The organism is Arthrobacter senegalensis, assembly GCF_059091765.1.
In genome coordinates, this window is record NZ_JBNHGZ010000001.1 from 808,460 (window position 1) to 825,670 (window position 17,211).

The following is a 17,211-nucleotide window of genomic DNA, read 5'->3' on the forward strand; positions in this document are numbered from 1 at the left end:
GGCGCTCCCAAACATGAAACTGCCCGCCGCATAGAGGCGGGCCCACACACAATCAGACGCTTCGACAAGACCGTAAACGGCATTATCGCGCAGAACTAAGGGAATACCGACAGTGGGGGATGTATCCAGTGTACGGCACGCTCCGGGTGGGCGGGGACGGGGAGCACGACGGCGGGCGGTGACCTTTGGCACAGCGGGCACCCGGCGCCGAGCCCCGGGTCGTGTTCCTACTCCCCCTGCAGGGTCTGCTCGGCCCACTCGATCCAGGCCTGCTCGAACATGATGCCTGCCTGCAGCACGGCCCGCTGCAGCCGGTTGGCGTCGGTCCAAGTGCCCCGCTGGTCGAGCTGGCGGTAGGCCGCGAGTTGCGCGCGGTGCAGGCCCAGATGCCGCTCGATTTCGCCGTTGATCGGGACATCTCCGAGCACCGAGGAGGCGCGGAGGCGGATCATCAGCTCTTCCCGGACGGGGCGGGGGTTCTGCTGTTCGTCGGTCCAGCGCCGCAGTTCCTCCCGGCCGACGGCAAGGACCTGGTACTCCTTGGCGCGCCCGCGGCTGGAGTCGCGGCCCGTTGATTCGACCAAACCGTTCTGTTCCAGCTTGGCGAGCTCGCGGTAGATCTGCTGGTGCGTCGCCGGCCAGAAGAAGCCGAACGACTTGTCGAAGCGGCGGGCCAGTTCCGCCCCGGACCCGGGCCGCTCCAGCAAGGCGGTGAGGATGGCGTGCGGCAAGGACATGAGGGCTCGCTCCGTTACAGCGCCGCGGCCAGACGGGTCGCCTGGTTGATGGCGCGTTTGGCGTCGAGTTCGGCCGCCACGTCGGCGCCGCCGACCAGGTGGACCGGCAGCCCCGCAGCTTCGAGCGCCTCCTGCAGCTCCCGCTGCGGCTCCTGGCCGGTGCAGAGCACCACGTTGTCGACGGCGAGCACCGTGTCGGTGCCGTCGACGGTAAGGTGCAGTCCGTCGTCGTCGATCCTGCGGTAGGTCACGGCCGGAATCATCTGCACCCCGCGGCTCTTGAGCTCGGCCCGGTGTATCCACCCGGTCGTCTTGCCCAGCCCGGCGCCGAGCTTGGATTCCTTGCGCTGCAGCAGGTAAACGCTGCGGGCCGGGCGTTCGGGCCGCGGAGCGGCCAGGCCGCCGTGCGCCGCGGGGTCGTCGTCGACCCCCCAGTGCTCGCGGAACCGGCCCGGATCCAGGGTGGCGCTGGGACCGGCCTGCGTGATGTACGCGCTGACGTCGAAGCCGATGCCGCCGGCGCCCAGCACCGCCACGGTTTCACCGAGCTGCCGGTGGTCGCGCAGCACGTCCAGGTAGCCGAGCACGCTCGGGTGGTCCACGCCGTCCAGGTCAGGGACCCGCGGCAGCACGCCGGTGGCGAGGACGACCTCGTCAAACCCGCCTTCGGCCAAGGCCGCCGCGGTGGCCCGGGTCTTCAGCCGCACCTCCACGCCGAGCAGTTCCAGCTGGCGGCTGAAATAGCGGATGGTCTCGTGGAACTCTTCCTTGCCCGGGATCTGCTTGGCCAGGTTGAACTGGCCGCCGATGCCGTCCGCCGCTTCAAAGAGGGTGACGCGGTGCCCGCGCCTGGCCGCGGTGACCGCACAGGCCAGTCCGGCCGGCCCGGCCCCGACCACGGCCAGCGATTTGGGCGCGGCGGCGGGCGCGATCAGCAGTTCGGTCTCATGGCAGGCCTGCGGATTGACCAGGCAGGAGGTGGTCTTGCCGACGAAGGTGTGGTCCAGGCAGGCCTGGTTGCAGGCGATGCAGGTGTTGATCTCGTCCGCCCGTCCGCGCGAGGCCTTGAGCACGAATGCCGGGTCGGCGAGCAACGGGCGGGCCATGGACACCATGTCGGCGTATCCGTCGGCCAGCAGCTGTTCGGCGGTATCGGGGCTGTTGATCCTGTTGGTGGCTACCAACGGAAGTCCGACGGCGCCCATCAGCCGGCGGGTGACCCAGGAGAAGCCGGCGCGCGGGACCGAGGTGGCGATGGTCGGCACGCGGGATTCGTGCCAGCCAATGCCGGTATTGATGATGGTGGCCCCCGCCGCTTCGACTCCGCGGGCCAGTTCGGCGACTTCCTCGAAGGTGGAACCGCCTTCCACCAAATCCAGCATGGACAGGCGGTAGATGATGATGAAATCCTCGCCCACCCGTTCGCGGGTCCGGCGGACAACCTCCAGCGGAAAGCGGATCCGGTTCCGGTAGCTGCCGCCCCAGCCGTCGGTCCGCCGGTTGGTGCGGGCGGCGATGAACTCGTTGATCAGGTAGCCCTCGGACCCCATGATTTCGACGCCGTCGTATCCTGCTTCGCGGGCCAGCGCGGCAGCGTTCGCGAAGTCCTCGATGGTCTGCCCGATCTCCGGTTCGCTGAGCCCGCGGGGCGTAAACGGGCTGATCGGGGCCTGCAGCGGGCTGGGCGCTACCGGATCGGGATGCGCGGCGTAACGTCCGGCGTGCAGCAATTGCAGCGCTATCCGCCCACCTGCGGCGTGGACGGCGTCGGTGACGATCGTGTGGCGGGCGGCCTCCTCCGCCGTCGTCATCATGGCGCCGCCGGGCTGCAGCCGGCCGGCCGCGTTGGGGGCGAAGCCGCCCGTCACGATCAGCCCGACGCCGCCGCGCGCGCGTTCGGCGTAGAAGGCGGCCATGCGCTCGAAGCCTCCGGGCAGTTCCTCCAGCCCGACGTGCATGGACCCCATCAGCACCCGGTTGGGCAGGACCGTGAAGCCGAGGTCCAGCGGTTCGAACAACTTCGGGTAGGCCACGGGCACGATGCACTCCTTTGCACAACAAGTTGCATAAAGCCTACGGCCCGGGGCGGCGCCGGACAACCGGGGTCCGAGGAGCGCGGCCTGCGTCTCAGGCCTGGACTCGGCCGAGTGCCCTCCGGACCGCCTTGGCGACGTTGCCGTGCAGCGCAATCTCCCCACTGGTCTCGGAAGCCCACAGCGCCTGCGCCTGCCCGGGGCTGAGCCCCAGCGAGGAGTCGGCCACGCTGACGCCGTGCGCCGGGCGGAAGAGGACCTCGATGCTGTCACCGGCCGCCAGCGAGCCGGTGGCGATGACCTTGAGATAGGCGCCAGGCAACCCCTTGTGCAGGAAACGCTTGGCCCACCGGGGCTCGCCCATGTGGCGGGCAAAGGTGGCGCACGGTATCCGCGGCATCGTCACTTCGACGACGACGTCGGGGCCCACCCGCCACCGCTCCCCCACCAGCGCCCCGCTGACGTCCAGGCCGGTGGTCCGCAGGTTCTCGCCGAACAGCCCCGGCGCGATGCCGCGCCCGAGCTCGGCCGACCACGCGTCGGCATCCTCCTGGGCATAGGCGTAGAGGGCCTTGAGCTCTCCGCCGTGGTTTTTGCGATCCGCCTGGACATCGGCGCGCAGCCCCATCGGGTGGACCGGCACCCGTCCGTCGACCGGGCGCTTGTCGATCCCGGTGATTCCCACCTTGCTGGCATCGGGCTTCAAGGCGTGCAGCCGGCAGAGGGCCAGCAGGGATCCGGATTTCATGGGGCAATCATAGGTGCGTCCGGTGCTGGCTCAGGCGTGGCCCTCGTAGCTGACGTCCTGTTCCTTGGCCGAGTCGGCCGGCAGCGGTTGCCCGCGGTATTTTCCGATGGCCCACAGATTTCCGTCCGGGTCGTTGATGCCAAAGCCTCGGTCGCCGTAGTCGGTGTCCTGCAGGTCCCGGATGATTGAAGCCCCGGCCGCCTTCATGCGCTCGTACGCGCCGTCCGGGTCGCGGGTGTAGACGTTCAGCTGGGCCGAACCGGGTTCCCGGGCCCACAGGGTCCCCTCCGCGTGGCTGGAGACCATCACCATCCCGCCCTCGGGCCAGAGCAACTCGGCGTGCACCACCAGGCCATGCTCCTCGAACCGTGCATGCTCGATGAATCCCATGGCCCCGGTCAGGAACTCGATCAGTTCGTGGGCCTTGCGCGACTGCAGACCGGCGACGACGCTGGCCGGAGGGTACTGCTTGTTCGCATCCATGGACACAGTATTCTCTTCCGGCCCCGGACGCGCCAGAGGCGGCGGACCGGCCTGCCGGTACCGCCGCCTCCATGGGTGCCTAGAGCTGGCCGAAGGCCTTTTCCAGGTCCGCGATCAGGTCATCGATGTCCTCGATGCCCACCGACAGCCGGATCAGGTTCTCCGGCACCGCCAGTTCGGTGCCCTTCACCGAGGCATGGGTCATCTCCGCAGGGTAGTTGACCAGCGACTCGATGCCGCCCAGCGATTCCGCCAGCGTGAACACCTCGGTGGACTCGGCCACCTTGCGGGCCGCCGCCTCGCCGCCCGTGAAGGAAACGGAGACCATGCCGCCGAAGCCGCGCATCTGTTTCTTGGCCAGCTCGTGGCCGGGGTGGTCGGGCAGGCCAGGATAGTAGACCGCCTCGACTTCGGCCCGGCCCTGCAGCCATTCGGCCACGGCCTGGGCGTTCGCCGAGTGCCGGTCCATCCGCACGCCCAGCGTCTTCAGCCCGCGGGTGGTAAGGAAAGCGTCCAGCGGCGCGGAGACGGCCCCCACCGCGAACTGCACAAAACCGACCTTCTCGGCGAGCGCGTCGTCGTTGAGCACCACGGCCCCGCCGATCACGTCCGAATGTCCGCCGATGTACTTGGTGGTCGAATGCACCACGACGTCGGCGCCGAAGGCCAGCGGGTTCTGCAGGTACGGAGAGGCGAAGGTGTTGTCCACGACCAGCAGCGCGCCGGCGGCGTGGGCCAGCTCGGCGAGGGCGGCGATGTCGGTGACCTTCATCATCGGGTTGGACGGGGTCTCTACCCAGAGGAACCGGGCCTTGTGCTCGTTGACCGCGGCGGCCACGGCCGACTCGTCGGACATATCGACCACGGTGTGGCCGATCCCCCAGGCACCGAGCACGCGGTCAATGAGCCGGTAGGTTCCGCCGTAGGCGTCGTTGCCCAGCACGATGTGGTCGCCCGGGGACAGCAGGGCACGGATCAGCGCGTCTTCGGCTGCCAGCCCGGAGGCGAAGGAGAAGGCGTGCTTGCCGCCCTCCACCGCCGCCAGCTGCACCTGCAGGGAATCGCGGGTCGGGTTGGTGCCGCGGCCGTATTCGTAGCCGTTGCGCAGCCCGCCGATGCCATCCTGGGCGTAGGTCGAAGACTGGTAGATCGCCGGCACCACCGCGCCGGTGGCCTCGTCCGGCACCTGGCCGGCATGCACGGCGCGGGTGTTGAAGCCCTGGGTGTTCTCTGCGCTCATTCTTCTCTCCTTCAGCTCGTCAGGTAGGACAGCAGGTCGTGGCGGGTCAGCACGCCCACCGGGGCACCGGCCAACGTCACCAGCACGCCGTCGACCGCCTGCAGCTTCTCGCGGGCGGCCGAGACCGGTTCCAGCGCCCCGACCAGCGGCATCGCCGCGCTCAGATGGTCGCCGACCTTGTCTGTCAGCTTCGCTTCGTTCTTGAACAGCTTGGCCGTCAGTTCGCGTTCGTTCACTGCGCCGACCACCTCGCCCATGACCACCGGCGGCTCCTGCGAGAGCACCGGCAGGGTCGAGACGCCGAACTCGTTCATGATCCCGATGACGTCGCGCACAGTCTCGTAGGGATGGGTGTGGACCAGGTCCGGCAGCGTGCCGCTCTTGCCCCGCAGCACCTCGCCCACTGTCGCTTCGTCTCCGCCGGCGATAAAGCCGTAGGACTTCATCCAGTCGTCGTTGAAGATCTTGCCCAGGTAGCCGCGTCCGGAGTCCGGCAGGATCACTACCACGATGTCGTCCGGCCCCAGCCCCTCGGCCACCTTGAGCGCTGCCACCACGGCCATGCCGGAGGAACCGCCGACCAGCAGCCCCTCTTCCTGGGCCAGCCGCCGGGTCATCGCGAAGGCCTCGGCGTCGTTGACGGCCAGCACCTCGTCCGGAACCGACTTGTCGTAGTTGTCCGGCCACATGTCCTCGCCGACGCCCTCGACGAAGTACGGCCGTCCGCTGCCTCCCGAGTAGACCGATCCCTCGGGGTCGGCGCCGATGATCTTCACGGGACCGCCGGCGCGGTCGGCGGAAATTTCCTTCAGGTAGCGGCCGGTTCCCGTGATGGTTCCGCCGGTGCCGGCGCCGATCACCACGTGGGTCACCCGGCCGTCCGTGTCGCGCCAGATCTCCGGGCCGGTGGACTCGTAGTGGCTGGCCGGCGCGGCCGGGTTGTTGAACTGGTCCGGCTTGTAGCCGCCGTCGACCTCGGTCACCAGCCGGTCGGAGACGCCGTAGTAGGACTCCGGGCTGTCCGGCGCTACGGAGGTCGGGGTGACGACGACGTCGGCGCCGTAGGCCCTGAGCACGTCGCGCTTTTCCAGGCCCACCTTGTCCGGGGTCACGAAGATGGACTTGTAGCCCTTCTGCTGCGCCACCAGGGCCAGGCCCACCCCGGTGTTGCCGCTGGTGGGTTCGATGACCGTGCCGCCGGGCTTGAGCCGCCCGTCCTTTTCGGCTTCTTCGATCATCTTCACCGCGATGCGGTCCTTGATCGAACCGCCCGGGTTGAAATACTCCACCTTCGCCAGGACGGTGGCGGCAAGACCTTCGGTCACTTTGTTCAGCTTGACCAGCGGGGTGTTGCCGATCAGGTCCAGAACGGAATTGGCATATTTCATGGGCCCAAATCTACCCGCCAGCGTATCCGGGGGCACATCCGGCGTAAGACGGGTTCATGCCCGGGGCCCGCCTGCGGCCGCCGTGTGCCGCGCCTGCGCGGCTGCTTGCCCGAAAAGGGTCTTGCCCGAACAGGCCCGGGTGAAAGAACTGTCCGGAGCGCGTGGGACGATTAATCCATGCTGTCCACCGCCACCGCGCCCGGCATCGGGCTCACCGCACTGGTGGAGTTTCCGGAGCCGTATGACCTGCGCGGAACCCTGTCCATCCTGTCCCGCGGCACGCAGGATCCCACCGCCCGGATCGACGACGCCGGTGCCTGGCTGACGCTGAACACCTCCTCCGGCGCGGCAACCCTGCGCCTCACCCGCGGTCCGGGAGGGCACGACGGCAGCCGGGGCACCGCCGTCGTCATGGGACGGGCCTGGGGGCCGGGTGCCGAGGAAGCGCTGGCCGGGCTCCCCGCGCTGCTGGGGGCGGACGATGACTGGTCGGGGTTCGACACCCCGGATTTCCATACCGGCCTGCCCCGGCTGGTGCGTGAGCCCCGCCGGCGGCACCCCGGGCTGCGGCTGCCGGCGACCGGGCGGATGATCGATGCGCTCGTGCCGGTGATCCTGGAGCAGAAGATCACGACCATCGAGGCACGCTACTCCTACAAATACCTCGTCCGCCGGCACGGGTCTCCGGCGCCGGGGCCCGCACCGAGCGGGCTCATGGTCCCGCCGACGGCGCAGGGGTGGCGGCGCATCCCGTCCTGGGACTGGCACCGGGCGGGGGTGGACTCTAAGCGCTCGGGCACCATCATGCGGGTGTGTTCCTCGGCCGGTGCCCTGGAACGGTTGGCGTCGCTGCCGGCCGGAGAAGAACTGGCCCGCAAGCTGTGCACCGTCCCGGGGATCGGGCCGTGGACCGCGGCCGAGACCGCGCAGCGCACGCACGGGGATCCGGACTCGGTGTCGGTGGGCGACTTCCATCTGGCGGCGTTCGTCGGCTACGCCCTCACCGGACGCAAGACGGACGACGCCGGCATGCTCGAGCTCCTGGAACCGTGGCGGGGCCACCGCCAGCGGGTGGTGCGGATGCTGGTGCTGAGCGGTTTCCGCAAGCCCGCCTTCGGGCCGCGGCTGGCGCCGCAGGACCACCGCCGGCACTAACACGGCTCTGACGCCGCACCAACGCCGGAAAACTACCCCGCGCCTTAAACCCCGAGGGAGCAGGGCATGCGCCCCGCCCCCTCTGGAGTCCTGACCGTTGTAGCTATTCGGAGGCCTGGCCCTCCTGCGCCGCCTGCTGCTGGGCGGCCACCTGGGCGTGGACTTCCTGCATGTCCAGTCCCTTGACCGCGTCCACCAACTGCCCGAACTGGCTGGAGTTCAGGGCGCCGGGCTGGGAGAACACCAGCACCTTTTCGCGGAAGGCCATGAGGGTCGGAATCGAGGTGATGCCGGCCGCGGCGGCCAGGCCCTGCTCGGCTTCGGTGTCCACCTTGGCGAAGACGATGTCGCCGTGTTCCTCGGACGCGGCATCGTAGACGGGGGCAAACTGCTTGCACGGGCCGCACCAGTCGGCCCAGAAGTCAACGAACACAATGTCGTTCTCTTCGATGGTCTGCGGGAACTGGGCCTCGGTGATATCGATGGTTGCCATACCTCCACGCTAACGCGCGGGGTTGCGGCCTGTCGCCCCCTGTTCGCTCAGCGCATGAGCCGGCGCCCCGGCCGTTATCCACAATCCCCCGCCGGGGCTACCGGCCGCCGTGGCCGAATCCCTAAGGTCAATTCCACCAGAAACCGCGACCGGAGGATTCGACATGAACCGCTTCACCGTCCTGATTGTCACCGACGGACTGGAACTCGACGCCGCCATTTCCAAGAGCCTCGCCGTGATGGACGAGTTGGAGGAGCACCTGCCGTTTGCCCACGACCCGTCACGGAACGAGCTGTACGCCGTGGGTGAGGGCGCCGCGCTGAAGGGCAGGATCGGGCTGCCGCACGGCAGGCCCGGCGCCGGACCGGCGGCCACCTACGTGGGCGACCTGCACTGCATCTGGAGCGAAGGGCGGTGGTACACGCCAGCCGACTGTCCGCCTGCTCCGGCAGACCATAACGGCGCCACTGCCTGGCAGTGGCTGTACTACAACGTGATGCACCATTCCGGGCCGAAAACGTACTGCTTCCTCTGGGACATCCATCCGCTGCCGCTGGCCGAAGCGGCCTGAACACTCGCTGTCCGGGCGGCTACAGGGCTGGGCGGGCTGTTGCGAGGTGCCTGCGCTGGGGCCGGCGGCGCCGCTCAGTAGAAGGGCTGGTTTCGGCGGCGCACGTAGAGCCCGCGGGCGATCTTTTCCCCGGCAGCGGACCACAGCTTGTACTTCAACGGGGAGATCACCTGGTCATAGCAGCCGACGAAGTCGGTGATGGTCTTGGTGAAGCTGGTCTTGAACAGGCCCAGGCCGTAGTACTCATGTTCGGGGTTCTTCAGTTCGGACGACGGCGGAGTCCCGCACAGGTCGTAACTGGTGATGCCCAGCTCCCTGAGCTGGTTCATGGCCGTCCACTGGATCAGGTGGGAGTCGCCGTACTGCTTGCGGCGCGGCAGCGATCCGCCGTCTTTGTAGGTGCCCTTGCGTCCGTAGTTGACCACGAACGCTCCCACCGACGGCTTGCCGTCTTCGTACGTGAACAGCAGCCGGCCCTGCCCGGCGGCAATGAAGTTGCCCCAGAACGCCTTGAAGTACTCGAAGGAGCGGACCTGCACGTTCTTCTGGCCCTGCTGCACCTGTCCCATCAGGTTGAACATCGCCCGGAAGTTCTCTTCCGTCGGTTCGGCCGTTACCACTTCGGCGCCCTCGCGGATGGCGCGGCGCACGGCGTTGCGCCCGCGGGACGAAAAGCTCTTGAGGACGACGTCCGGCTCCGGGGAGATGTCCACGATTGCGGTGTGGTCGTTCGGCTGCAGGTCGGGCATCTTGACCAGGCCTTCGCGCGCCAGAAGCGCGCGGGTTCCGTCCGTGGCCTCGACATCCGGCTCGATCCGGATCGCGAAGACGCCGCGTGCCTGCTCCCGGCAGAAGTTGCGGTTGGCCTCGAAGATGCCGGGCAGGTCCTCGGGCGAGGCGACGTCGGGACCCTTGATCATGTACCAGTAGTTGCCCAGCAGCGGAACGTGCTTTTCCAGTACCAGGTTGTAGCTGGTGTAGTCCTCGGTCTCATACGCCAGGTACAGCGGCTTCCACCCGTGGTCCGCCTTGACCTGGGCGTAGGCCTTGGCTTGGAGCATGTTGCCGCCGTTGGGGTTGGCCGTGACATGGCTGTCCCATGCCTCGATTTCCTCCGGCGTCGCGAAGCGGGCGGTGAATTGTCGCAAGAAAACTCCTCGTCGTGGCAGTTGGTCGTCGCCGGTCACATCCGCGGTCAAGTCTATCGACGCCGGTCCCCAACCCTGTGCCGGGGAATGAACCAGCGGCGGCCGGCATGGCCGGCAGGTACGGAAAAACCCCGTCCGACCAGTGATTCACCTGGTCAGACGGGGTTTCCCGTTCGGTGGCAGATGAGGGATTCGAACCCCCGTAGGCAATGCCAGCTGATTTACAGTCAGCCCCCTTTGGCCGCTCGGGTAATCTGCCGAACGCCTTCTTCAGAAGAAGACCGCTTCCCCGTGAGGAAGCAAGACAACTTTACACAAAGATCGGTCCAAGAATCGAATCGGGCTCCGCGGGGTCTACAAACCCCGGGAAATCCGCTCCTCCATCTGCCCGACGAACCGCTCTGCCTGCTCCGCGGTGACCAGTTGCATCCGCACCGCCTGATCCATCTCGCGGCGGATGCCGTCCAACCTGGCAGCGGGCCCGGAACCATTCCTCTCCCCCGCGGCGCTGGAGTCGGCGCCCGCGGCGCTGGACGGGTCGCCCAGGCCTGCCAACCCGCCATCGCCGGTGGCACCATCGAAGACGGCTCCTGCCGCGAGGTCCTGGCGGAGTTCACGCTCCAGCTCTTGGGTGTCCCGACGGATCATCGTCGCGGCGCCGGCCGCCGCGGCGGGCGCCTGCGCGGACGCCAGGGAGGCAGTGGCCGCCGAGGCCGGCGCGGAGCCCATCACAACCACTGTGGCGACGGCCGTCACGGTCAGGAACGAACCCGCGGCAACCCTCATCGAAGTGACTATGTACTGCGGGCGGGCTGCCATGTGTGTGCTTCTCCTGAAGATTGGTGTCGATACGGCTTCTCGATTCTCGCCAACCCGGATGAAGGAACAATGGACGGAACCTGCGTCCCAGCTGGGAAAGCCGCGCCATCGGATGCGATTCAGTAGGCTGGTGGCAAGACACATACGCCCCGACCCAGGAGGAACCATGGCCAGCGACTCTTCGTTCGACATCGTCAGCAAGGTGGACAAGCAGGAAGTCGCCAACGCGTTGAACCAGGCGCAGAAGGAAATCGCGCAGCGCTATGACTTCAAGGGAGTCGGCGCCGAGGTTGACTTCAGCGGCGAAAAAATCCTGATGAAGGCCAACTCCGAGGAACGGGTCAAGGCCGTTCTGGACGTGCTCCAGTCGAAACTCGTCAAGCGCGGCATTTCGTTGAAGTCGCTGGACGCCGGCGAGCCGTTCGCTTCCGGCAAGGAGTACCGGATCGAGGCCGGCGTCAAGGAGGGCATCGCACAGGACCAGGCCAAGAAGATCTCGAAGATCATCCGCGACGAGGGCCCCAAGGGTGTGAAGGCACAGATCCAGGGTGACGAACTCCGCGTCACCTCGAAGTCCCGGGACGACCTGCAGGAAGTCATTTCGCTGCTCAAGGGCTCCGACTTGGATGTCGACCTGCAGTTCATCAACTACCGGTAGCCCAAAACATAACGCCCAGTCAAAGCATGATTACCAGGCGCTAGCCCGCAGAGAATCCGCGGGAGCGACAAGGACCGCAGCCATAAGACCAGCGGCTGCGGTCCTTGTCTTGTCATAGGCCCTGACGCCACCCCACCGCAGCGACTTCCCTGATGACGGATTGGCAAGGGCACCCCTCAAGGCTGATCAGCCGTGCGTGCGAGGAATTGACCCGAGCGGCGGAAATCCCGTATGAGAAATAGGAGCCCGATCATGAAGAGAAATACCATGCCTGCAAAGACCCAGCCGAATGGATCATTCCGTCCGGCGCCGTTGATGGCTTGCGGAATGAAAACCAAAGGGTAGAACGGCATTATCAACAGCTGCGTCGCAAGAGCCTTTCGCATCTGCACAGCCGCGCCGCGCGTTACCGTGAGATGCTCCGGAACGACTGCCGCCTTGCCTGCCACCTGCCGGCGGACGTGCGTTCGTTCCTCGCTCGTCAGCGACAGGGTCACGTCGACGTTTCCATATTCGGCTGCCGGTACGACCCTTTTCGAGTTGAAGATCAGACCTCCGATCATGGTGCCTAGCCCCGCCAGCATGCAGCCGAACGGTAGGTACGTTGGCCAGTCACCATAAGAAGCCCCAAACGCCAGAGCCGCCGCCAGGGAACCAATCGGGATCAGGACGATCACGCCCACTAGCCAGAATCGCGTGTAGTAGACCTTCACGGCGGCGCCCAGTCCGTTGTCCGTCAACCCTTGGGCTCTTTTAGCCGCTTTAGCCCAACGTTCGTTGGACTCGGCCATAAGTTCCTCAATTCCGCCCAATTTCCACTCCTTGGTGCTTTAGTTACCGCATCGCAACGTTCGTTTCGTCCTTTGCTGATCATTTCCCGCTTAGCGTGAGGCAAACGTTGTTTCACCGGAGGCGGGGAGATCATGCGCACGCTGACCAAACTGAGCGTTGCAGCCGCGGTACTGCTGGCGCTGGCAGGCTGCACCAGCCACCAGCCTCCCCGGGTGTCGGCGCTGTCAGCCCCATCCAGCACCGCGGATGACATACCGGCGGAGCGCTTGGAACACCTGGACGTAGTCCCGGACAGCGTACGGTTCCTGACGGAGATGAACGGCTACGCGTTCTACGCCGCCTCGATGGACACTCCTGATCCCCGCGAAATGTGCTTGATCGTGGACAATCCGGCAGCCGGTCTTTACGCCGCCGGATGTGGCCGGCTCGAGCATACTGGCCCACTTGGACTCGAAGCCTCCGGAATCAAGGCCAAGCTGATCGCCGACGGATACGACGCGAAAACAGCATTGGCCAAAGGCTGGCTCCAACCGCACCGGAACCTCCTGGTGCACGGGCTCTAGCCACCTAAAAGCTTTGGCAACACCGCATCACGCTGCCGCCCTCCCGGAGGGAAGGCGGCAGCGTCAGTGAACCCGTTCGGAGCTAGGCTGCGCAGCGGTTGCTCCTCTGCTCTGCGTTAGAGGGGTTGTTGTAGCAGGTCTGCCCGGTGCTGCGGACGTCGGTCGTCACGATCGGCGCCCCCGGGGCCTCGGTCTCGACGACAAGCGGTTCGATGTCCTCACGGGTCACGGTGACAACCGGCTCTGCGGGCACGGTCGCCGTCGTAACCTCCTGCCTCGTTTCCCCTTCGGTGACCGTCACCACGGGAGCGATCGGCGCGCACTCGGTCTCCGATTCCTCGTCGCCCGGCCGGGTTCCGGTGGTCACGATCGGCGTGCCGGGAACCACCGCTTCCGTCACCACAGGAGTCCCTGGTTCCGTTTCCTGCGTCACCACCGGCACGCCGGTGGGGGTAGGGACGTCGGTGCCGCGCGGGAAGTTGTACGTGGTGGTCGTCGTGGTGGTGGTCCGCGTCGTCGGCTGCGTAGTCGTCGCCGTGCGCTCCGTCTGCTGCGTCGTCGCGGTGGCGACCACCGTCTGGTAGGTCGTGGTGGTGCACATTTCACGCTGCTGGGTGCTGGTAAAGACCTCGGTGAACGGCGTCGTCGTGGTAATCAGCGTTTCCCGCGGCTGGGTCGTCGTGGTGACCCGTTCCTGCGGGGTCGTCGTCGTGGTGACGATCGTTGTGGGCGTCGTCGTCGTGGTCAGGACGGCCCTTTCGCATCTCTCCACGGGCTTTGCCGCCCGCTCGTTGTTTACCCTGCGGCAGTTGGTGGTCGCGGGCGTCTCGGTGCTCGTCGGCGTGCCCCGCTCCGTCCGGGTTGTCGACGTCGGCGTGCCGGGAACAACGACGTCCTCGCTGACGGCCTCGCCGGCGTTGCGCTCTTCCTCGGTCACGACCGGGGTGCCGGCGCGCTCGGTCCTGACGACAGTCGCGTCGCCGACGTTGCGTTCCTCGGTTGTCACCGTGGGATCCGGCTGCCGGGATGGAAGCGACGTGTCCACGGTGACAGGGTCGCCCACGGGCCGGTCCGGGCTGAATGTGGTCGTCGGGGTGCCTGACGGAACATCCGGACCTACGACGACGGTTTCGACGGTGCAGGTTTGATTATTGCCGTTGCCGCTGAGCGTTCCGCCCAGCGCTGTGCAGGCGGCCTGCCGTTCGGCTGGACCGGCGAGCGCCGGGCCGGCTGGCGCCAATGCGACGACGAGCCCCAACGTCGTCGCGGCCACCAATGACGAAAAACGCATGATGAACTCTCTTCCCCCAACTGAACCCCGCGCGGCGCGGATCCGGCGACACTAACAGGCGGACTAAACCGGGGGCAACGGAACTCAGGCGGATCCGCAAGAGTCGAGTAGTGGGCCAAATACATCCCCGTGTTTGCCCACCGGAAGCCGGGTATTTGCCCCGCTCCCGCCGGTAATCAGGCCCGCGGAAACCGAGTACGCGGTCGCGCCCCTCGCCCCCTCCGAGTGCTGCGGTTACCGTGCCGCGGCGGTGCGGGGGCCGCGGGGCCAACTGTACGAACCGCTGCGTTTGAGCTCGCCCCGGATCCACGACAGGGTCATGCGGCACACCTGTTCCTTGACGAGGGCGCCGCCCCTGCGGCCCAGGGCGAACCGGCGCGGGGTGTCGTCGGCATGCACCGGCTGGACAAGTCCAGACCGCCGGCCCAGGCTGATGCAGCGCACCATGAACCCGACGGACAACTCCTGAGGGGAGCGCTGCCGGATCCGGGCGATGACGTTCTCTGCGGCGTGGGCACCCATGGGCATGGCCACGGCGCAGCCCATCCGCAGGTGCGAGGCCACCGTGTCCTGGGGGCGGACGGCGTCTCCGGCGCCGACGATCTCCGGGTACCCGGGGCAGGCCAGCGTTGAGTCGACGAGCAGCCTGCCGCGGTCATCGGTGGCCAACCCGCTCGCTTCGGCGAGGCCGGAAGCGCTGAAACCGGCCGCCCAGACGGTGCAGTTTGAGCCCACGGCCGTGCCGTCCGACAGGATGATGCGCTGCGCGTCCGACCGGTCCACCCGGGTTCCGTCCATGACCTCGACGCCGATGTCCGCCAACTGTGCCAGCAGGGCTCGGCGGCCCCGCTCGGACAGGTCCGCACCTGTCCGCCCGCGCGAGACCAGCCGCACCTTCAATCGCGGAAGCGCCCCGGCAATTTCGGCAGCTGCCTCGATGCCGGTCAGGCCACCACCGATGACGCTGACGACGGCGCCGGGAGCCAACTGCTGCAACGCGTGCTGCAGACGGGCGGCGGAGGATGCGTCCTGCAGCGTGAAGCCGACTGATCCCGAGGGGACGGGTTGGCTCGCGCTGCCGGGAGCGTAGATCAGGAAGTCATACTCCAGCGCGGCCCGGCCGTCGTCGAAGTGGACGGTGCGCAATCGGGGATCGATCCGGGAGGCCGTTCCGACCACCAGGGTGGCCTCCGGGTGCAGCAGCGACTCCATCGGAACGGCGGCCGATTCCCGGCCTCCCGCCGCGACCTCATGCAGCCGTATCCGCTCGACGAAGTCCGCCGAAGGGTTGACGACGCTCACGCAGATCCTGCCCGCCAGCTCCTTGCTGCCGGCGAGCCGGTTTGCGGCCATGACTCCGGCGTAGCCCGCCCCTATGATGACAATTTGATGCTTAGCGCTCACCGTGAACTCCCTCTCGTGTGTGGTTACAGAGACAGGACACCGCCGCCGGCAGATGTGTGACATCGGCCGGCGGCCGCTCCGGGTCTGCGCGGTTTTTTGCTTGTCAGTCCCGGGAGTCGGGGCCGGAGGGGACGCTCCCGGGGTTGACCGGATCGGCGGTCGGTCCGTCGGTGAGCGGGTCGGCCAGTTCGGGCCCGCCAACGGCCTGGCCCATCCAGGTGAGCGCCTCCCACCCGTCGGGACCACCGTCGAGCACCACCACCCCGGTGTTGCTCAACTGGTTCCGGGCCACGAACGGGACCGTCAGGTTGGACGCCCGCGCGCCGGCCCAACTGCGGATCATGGCGCCGTGGCTGACCACCGCCAGGGTTCCGATGCCGGAGGATCGGGCTTCTTCAATCACGGCATCGAAGCGTCCGAACGTTTCGTGGCCGTCCGGGCCGCCCGGCATCCGGCGCTCCAGGTCGCCCGCCGCCCAGGCGAAGACCGTGGTCATGTAGGCAATGATGGAATCGCGGTCGCCGCGCATTTCCAGCTCGCCGGCCGAGATTTCGCGCAGCCCGTCCCGCACGTCCGTCTCAAGCTTCCGGGCGGCGGCCAGCGGGGACGCCGTGAGCTGGGCGCGCACGAGGGTGGATGCGAGCAGGGCGTCGATCGGCTCGCCGTCGAGCGCCTGCGGCAGCGCCCGCGCCTGTGCATGCCCCAGGTCGGTCAGCTCGGCGCCGGGGGCACCGGTGTCCAGCAGCCCGCGGACGTTGGAGTGGGTCTGCCCGTGCCGGATCAGCAGCAGCCGCATGCCGGCCTCAGTAGCCCAGCGGGCGTCCGGCCATCCGTTCCAGCCGCGCCACACGGTCGTCCATCGGAGGGTGGGTGCTGAACAGCTTCTTCGCGCCGCCGCCCTTGAACGGGTTGGCAATCATCAGGTGGCTGGTGTTGACCAGCCTCTGGTCCTGCGGCAGCGGCGCCTGCTGCGTGCCGTACTGCAGCTTGCGAAGCGCCGACGCCAGGGCCAGCGGATCGTCGGTCAGCGTGGCGCCGTCCTCGTCCGCGTCGTACTCGCGGGTGCGGCTGACGGCCATCTGGATCAGCATGGCGGCAAGCGGAGCCAGCAGCGACATGGCGATCAGCGCAAGCGGGTTGGCGTTGCGGTCGCGACCGCCGAAGAACAACAGGAACTGCGCGACCGACGTGATCACGCCCGCCACCGCGGCGGCCACGGAGGAGGTCAGGATGTCGCGGTTGTAGACGTGCATCAGCTCGTGGCCCAGCACGCCGCGCAATTCGCGCTCATCCAGCAGGCGCAGGATGCCCTCGGTGCAGCACACGGCCGAGTTCTTGGGATTGCGGCCGGTGGCAAAGGCATTGGGCGCCATCGTCGGGGACACGTAGAGCCGGGGCATCGGCTGGTTCGCCCGCGCAGACAATTCACGGACGATCCGGTACATGCCCGGTTGGTCGGCTTCGGTCACGGGGTAGGCCTGCATGCTGCGGATGGCGAGCTTGTCGCTGTTCCAGTAGCTGTAGGCGGTTGTGCCCACGCCGATCAGGGCCATGATCCAGATCCAATTGGCGCTGCCGGTCCCGCTGGCCAGCAGGGCGCCGATTGCCAGCAGGAGGGCAAAGAGCCCACCGAGCAGGCCGGCCGTTTTCAGTCCATTGAAGTGGTTGTGCACCGCTTATGAGTCCTC

At 67.5% G+C, this 17,211-nt stretch carries 18 protein-coding genes and 1 tRNA gene; 4 read left to right on the forward strand and 15 right to left on the reverse strand.

What is annotated here, in order from left to right; translation table 11 throughout:
* Positions 1 to 227: 227 nt before the first annotated feature.
* The 6 genes from AC5RVG_RS03780 to AC5RVG_RS03805 all read right to left on the reverse strand — a co-directional run bounded on the left by AC5RVG_RS03780 (position 228) and on the right by AC5RVG_RS03805 (position 6,629).
* Positions 228 to 737, reverse strand: coding sequence for a PadR family transcriptional regulator (locus AC5RVG_RS03780; RefSeq protein WP_494012763.1), 510 nt, complete (start codon positions 735 to 737; stop codon positions 228 to 230).
* A 14-nt stretch (positions 738 to 751) separates the two neighbouring features.
* A complete protein-coding gene (locus tag AC5RVG_RS03785; protein ID WP_494012764.1) occupies positions 752 to 2,776 on the reverse strand; it encodes an FAD-dependent oxidoreductase in 2,025 nt (674 codons plus the stop codon).
* Between the two features lie 88 nt (positions 2,777 to 2,864).
* Positions 2,865 to 3,518, reverse strand: coding sequence for an MOSC domain-containing protein (locus AC5RVG_RS03790; protein ID WP_494012765.1), 654 nt, complete (start codon positions 3,516 to 3,518; stop codon positions 2,865 to 2,867).
* 30 nt (positions 3,519 to 3,548) lie between these two features.
* Positions 3,549 to 4,001: a VOC family protein gene (locus tag AC5RVG_RS03795; protein WP_494000545.1), complete on the reverse strand. Its 453-nt coding sequence runs from the start codon at positions 3,999 to 4,001 to the stop codon at positions 3,549 to 3,551.
* Between the two features lie 79 nt (positions 4,002 to 4,080).
* Complete coding sequence (locus tag AC5RVG_RS03800) at positions 4,081 to 5,241, reverse strand: cystathionine gamma-synthase (RefSeq protein WP_494012766.1); 1,161 nt, start codon at positions 5,239 to 5,241, stop codon at positions 4,081 to 4,083.
* An 11-nt stretch (positions 5,242 to 5,252) separates the two neighbouring features.
* On the reverse strand, positions 5,253 to 6,629 hold the full coding sequence (locus AC5RVG_RS03805; RefSeq protein ID WP_494000547.1) for a cystathionine beta-synthase: 1,377 nt from the start codon (positions 6,627 to 6,629) through the stop codon (positions 5,253 to 5,255).
* Between the two features lie 177 nt (positions 6,630 to 6,806).
* Between AC5RVG_RS03805 and AC5RVG_RS03810 the strand changes: the two genes are divergently transcribed.
* Positions 6,807 to 7,784, forward strand: coding sequence for a DNA-3-methyladenine glycosylase family protein (locus tag AC5RVG_RS03810; RefSeq protein ID WP_494012767.1), 978 nt, complete (start codon positions 6,807 to 6,809; stop codon positions 7,782 to 7,784).
* Positions 7,785 to 7,887: 103 nt separating this feature from the next.
* Here AC5RVG_RS03810 and AC5RVG_RS03815 read toward each other — a convergent pair whose 3' ends face one another.
* Positions 7,888 to 8,277 carry a thioredoxin family protein gene (locus tag AC5RVG_RS03815; RefSeq protein ID WP_494012768.1) on the reverse strand — a complete coding sequence of 130 codons (390 nt, stop codon included), beginning with the start codon at positions 8,275 to 8,277 and terminating at the stop codon, positions 7,888 to 7,890.
* A 163-nt stretch (positions 8,278 to 8,440) separates the two neighbouring features.
* Between AC5RVG_RS03815 and AC5RVG_RS03820 the strand changes: the two genes are divergently transcribed.
* A complete protein-coding gene (locus AC5RVG_RS03820; protein WP_494012769.1) occupies positions 8,441 to 8,848 on the forward strand; it encodes a hypothetical protein in 408 nt (135 codons plus the stop codon).
* Positions 8,849 to 8,922: 74 nt separating this feature from the next.
* On the opposite strand, the gene AC5RVG_RS03825 is transcribed toward AC5RVG_RS03820, so the two are convergent.
* The 3 genes from AC5RVG_RS03825 to AC5RVG_RS03835 all read right to left on the reverse strand — a co-directional run bounded on the left by AC5RVG_RS03825 (position 8,923) and on the right by AC5RVG_RS03835 (position 10,782).
* Positions 8,923 to 9,996, reverse strand: a complete 1,074-nt coding sequence (locus AC5RVG_RS03825) for a lipid II:glycine glycyltransferase FemX (protein WP_494012770.1) — start codon at positions 9,994 to 9,996, stop codon at positions 8,923 to 8,925.
* 177 nt (positions 9,997 to 10,173) lie between these two features.
* Positions 10,174 to 10,255: transfer RNA gene (locus AC5RVG_RS03830), tRNA-Tyr, on the reverse strand.
* A gap of 95 nt (positions 10,256 to 10,350) precedes the next feature.
* On the reverse strand, positions 10,351 to 10,782 hold the full coding sequence (locus AC5RVG_RS03835; protein ID WP_494012771.1) for a hypothetical protein: 432 nt from the start codon (positions 10,780 to 10,782) through the stop codon (positions 10,351 to 10,353).
* A gap of 199 nt (positions 10,783 to 10,981) precedes the next feature.
* On the opposite strand from AC5RVG_RS03835, the gene AC5RVG_RS03840 reads away from it, so the two are divergent.
* The gene (locus AC5RVG_RS03840; protein WP_494000553.1) at positions 10,982 to 11,473 is read left to right on the forward strand and encodes a YajQ family cyclic di-GMP-binding protein; all 492 of its coding nucleotides are present in this window, start codon (positions 10,982 to 10,984) and stop codon (positions 11,471 to 11,473) included.
* Between the two features lie 176 nt (positions 11,474 to 11,649).
* On the opposite strand, the gene AC5RVG_RS03845 is transcribed toward AC5RVG_RS03840, so the two are convergent.
* Entirely contained in the window at positions 11,650 to 12,264 is a 615-nt protein-coding gene (locus tag AC5RVG_RS03845) for a hypothetical protein (protein WP_494012772.1), read from the reverse strand.
* Positions 12,265 to 12,396: 132 nt separating this feature from the next.
* Between AC5RVG_RS03845 and AC5RVG_RS03850 the strand changes: the two genes are divergently transcribed.
* Complete coding sequence (locus AC5RVG_RS03850; protein ID WP_494012773.1) at positions 12,397 to 12,828, forward strand: hypothetical protein; 432 nt, start codon at positions 12,397 to 12,399, stop codon at positions 12,826 to 12,828.
* Positions 12,829 to 12,910: 82 nt separating this feature from the next.
* Here AC5RVG_RS03850 and AC5RVG_RS03855 read toward each other — a convergent pair whose 3' ends face one another.
* The 4 genes from AC5RVG_RS03855 to htpX form a co-directional block, all read right to left on the reverse strand.
* The gene (locus tag AC5RVG_RS03855) at positions 12,911 to 14,119 is read right to left on the reverse strand and encodes a hypothetical protein (protein ID WP_494012774.1); all 1,209 of its coding nucleotides are present in this window, start codon (positions 14,117 to 14,119) and stop codon (positions 12,911 to 12,913) included.
* Positions 14,120 to 14,353: 234 nt separating this feature from the next.
* Positions 14,354 to 15,523 (reverse strand): NAD(P)/FAD-dependent oxidoreductase, encoded by a 1,170-nt coding sequence (locus AC5RVG_RS03860; protein ID WP_494012775.1) that lies wholly within the window; start codon positions 15,521 to 15,523, stop codon positions 14,354 to 14,356.
* Between the two features lie 103 nt (positions 15,524 to 15,626).
* Entirely contained in the window at positions 15,627 to 16,319 is a 693-nt protein-coding gene (locus tag AC5RVG_RS03865; RefSeq protein ID WP_494000558.1) for a histidine phosphatase family protein, read from the reverse strand.
* A gap of 7 nt (positions 16,320 to 16,326) precedes the next feature.
* On the reverse strand, positions 16,327 to 17,196 hold the full coding sequence (gene htpX / locus AC5RVG_RS03870) for a zinc metalloprotease HtpX (protein ID WP_493979860.1): 870 nt from the start codon (positions 17,194 to 17,196) through the stop codon (positions 16,327 to 16,329).
* Positions 17,197 to 17,211: the final 15 nt, after the last annotated feature.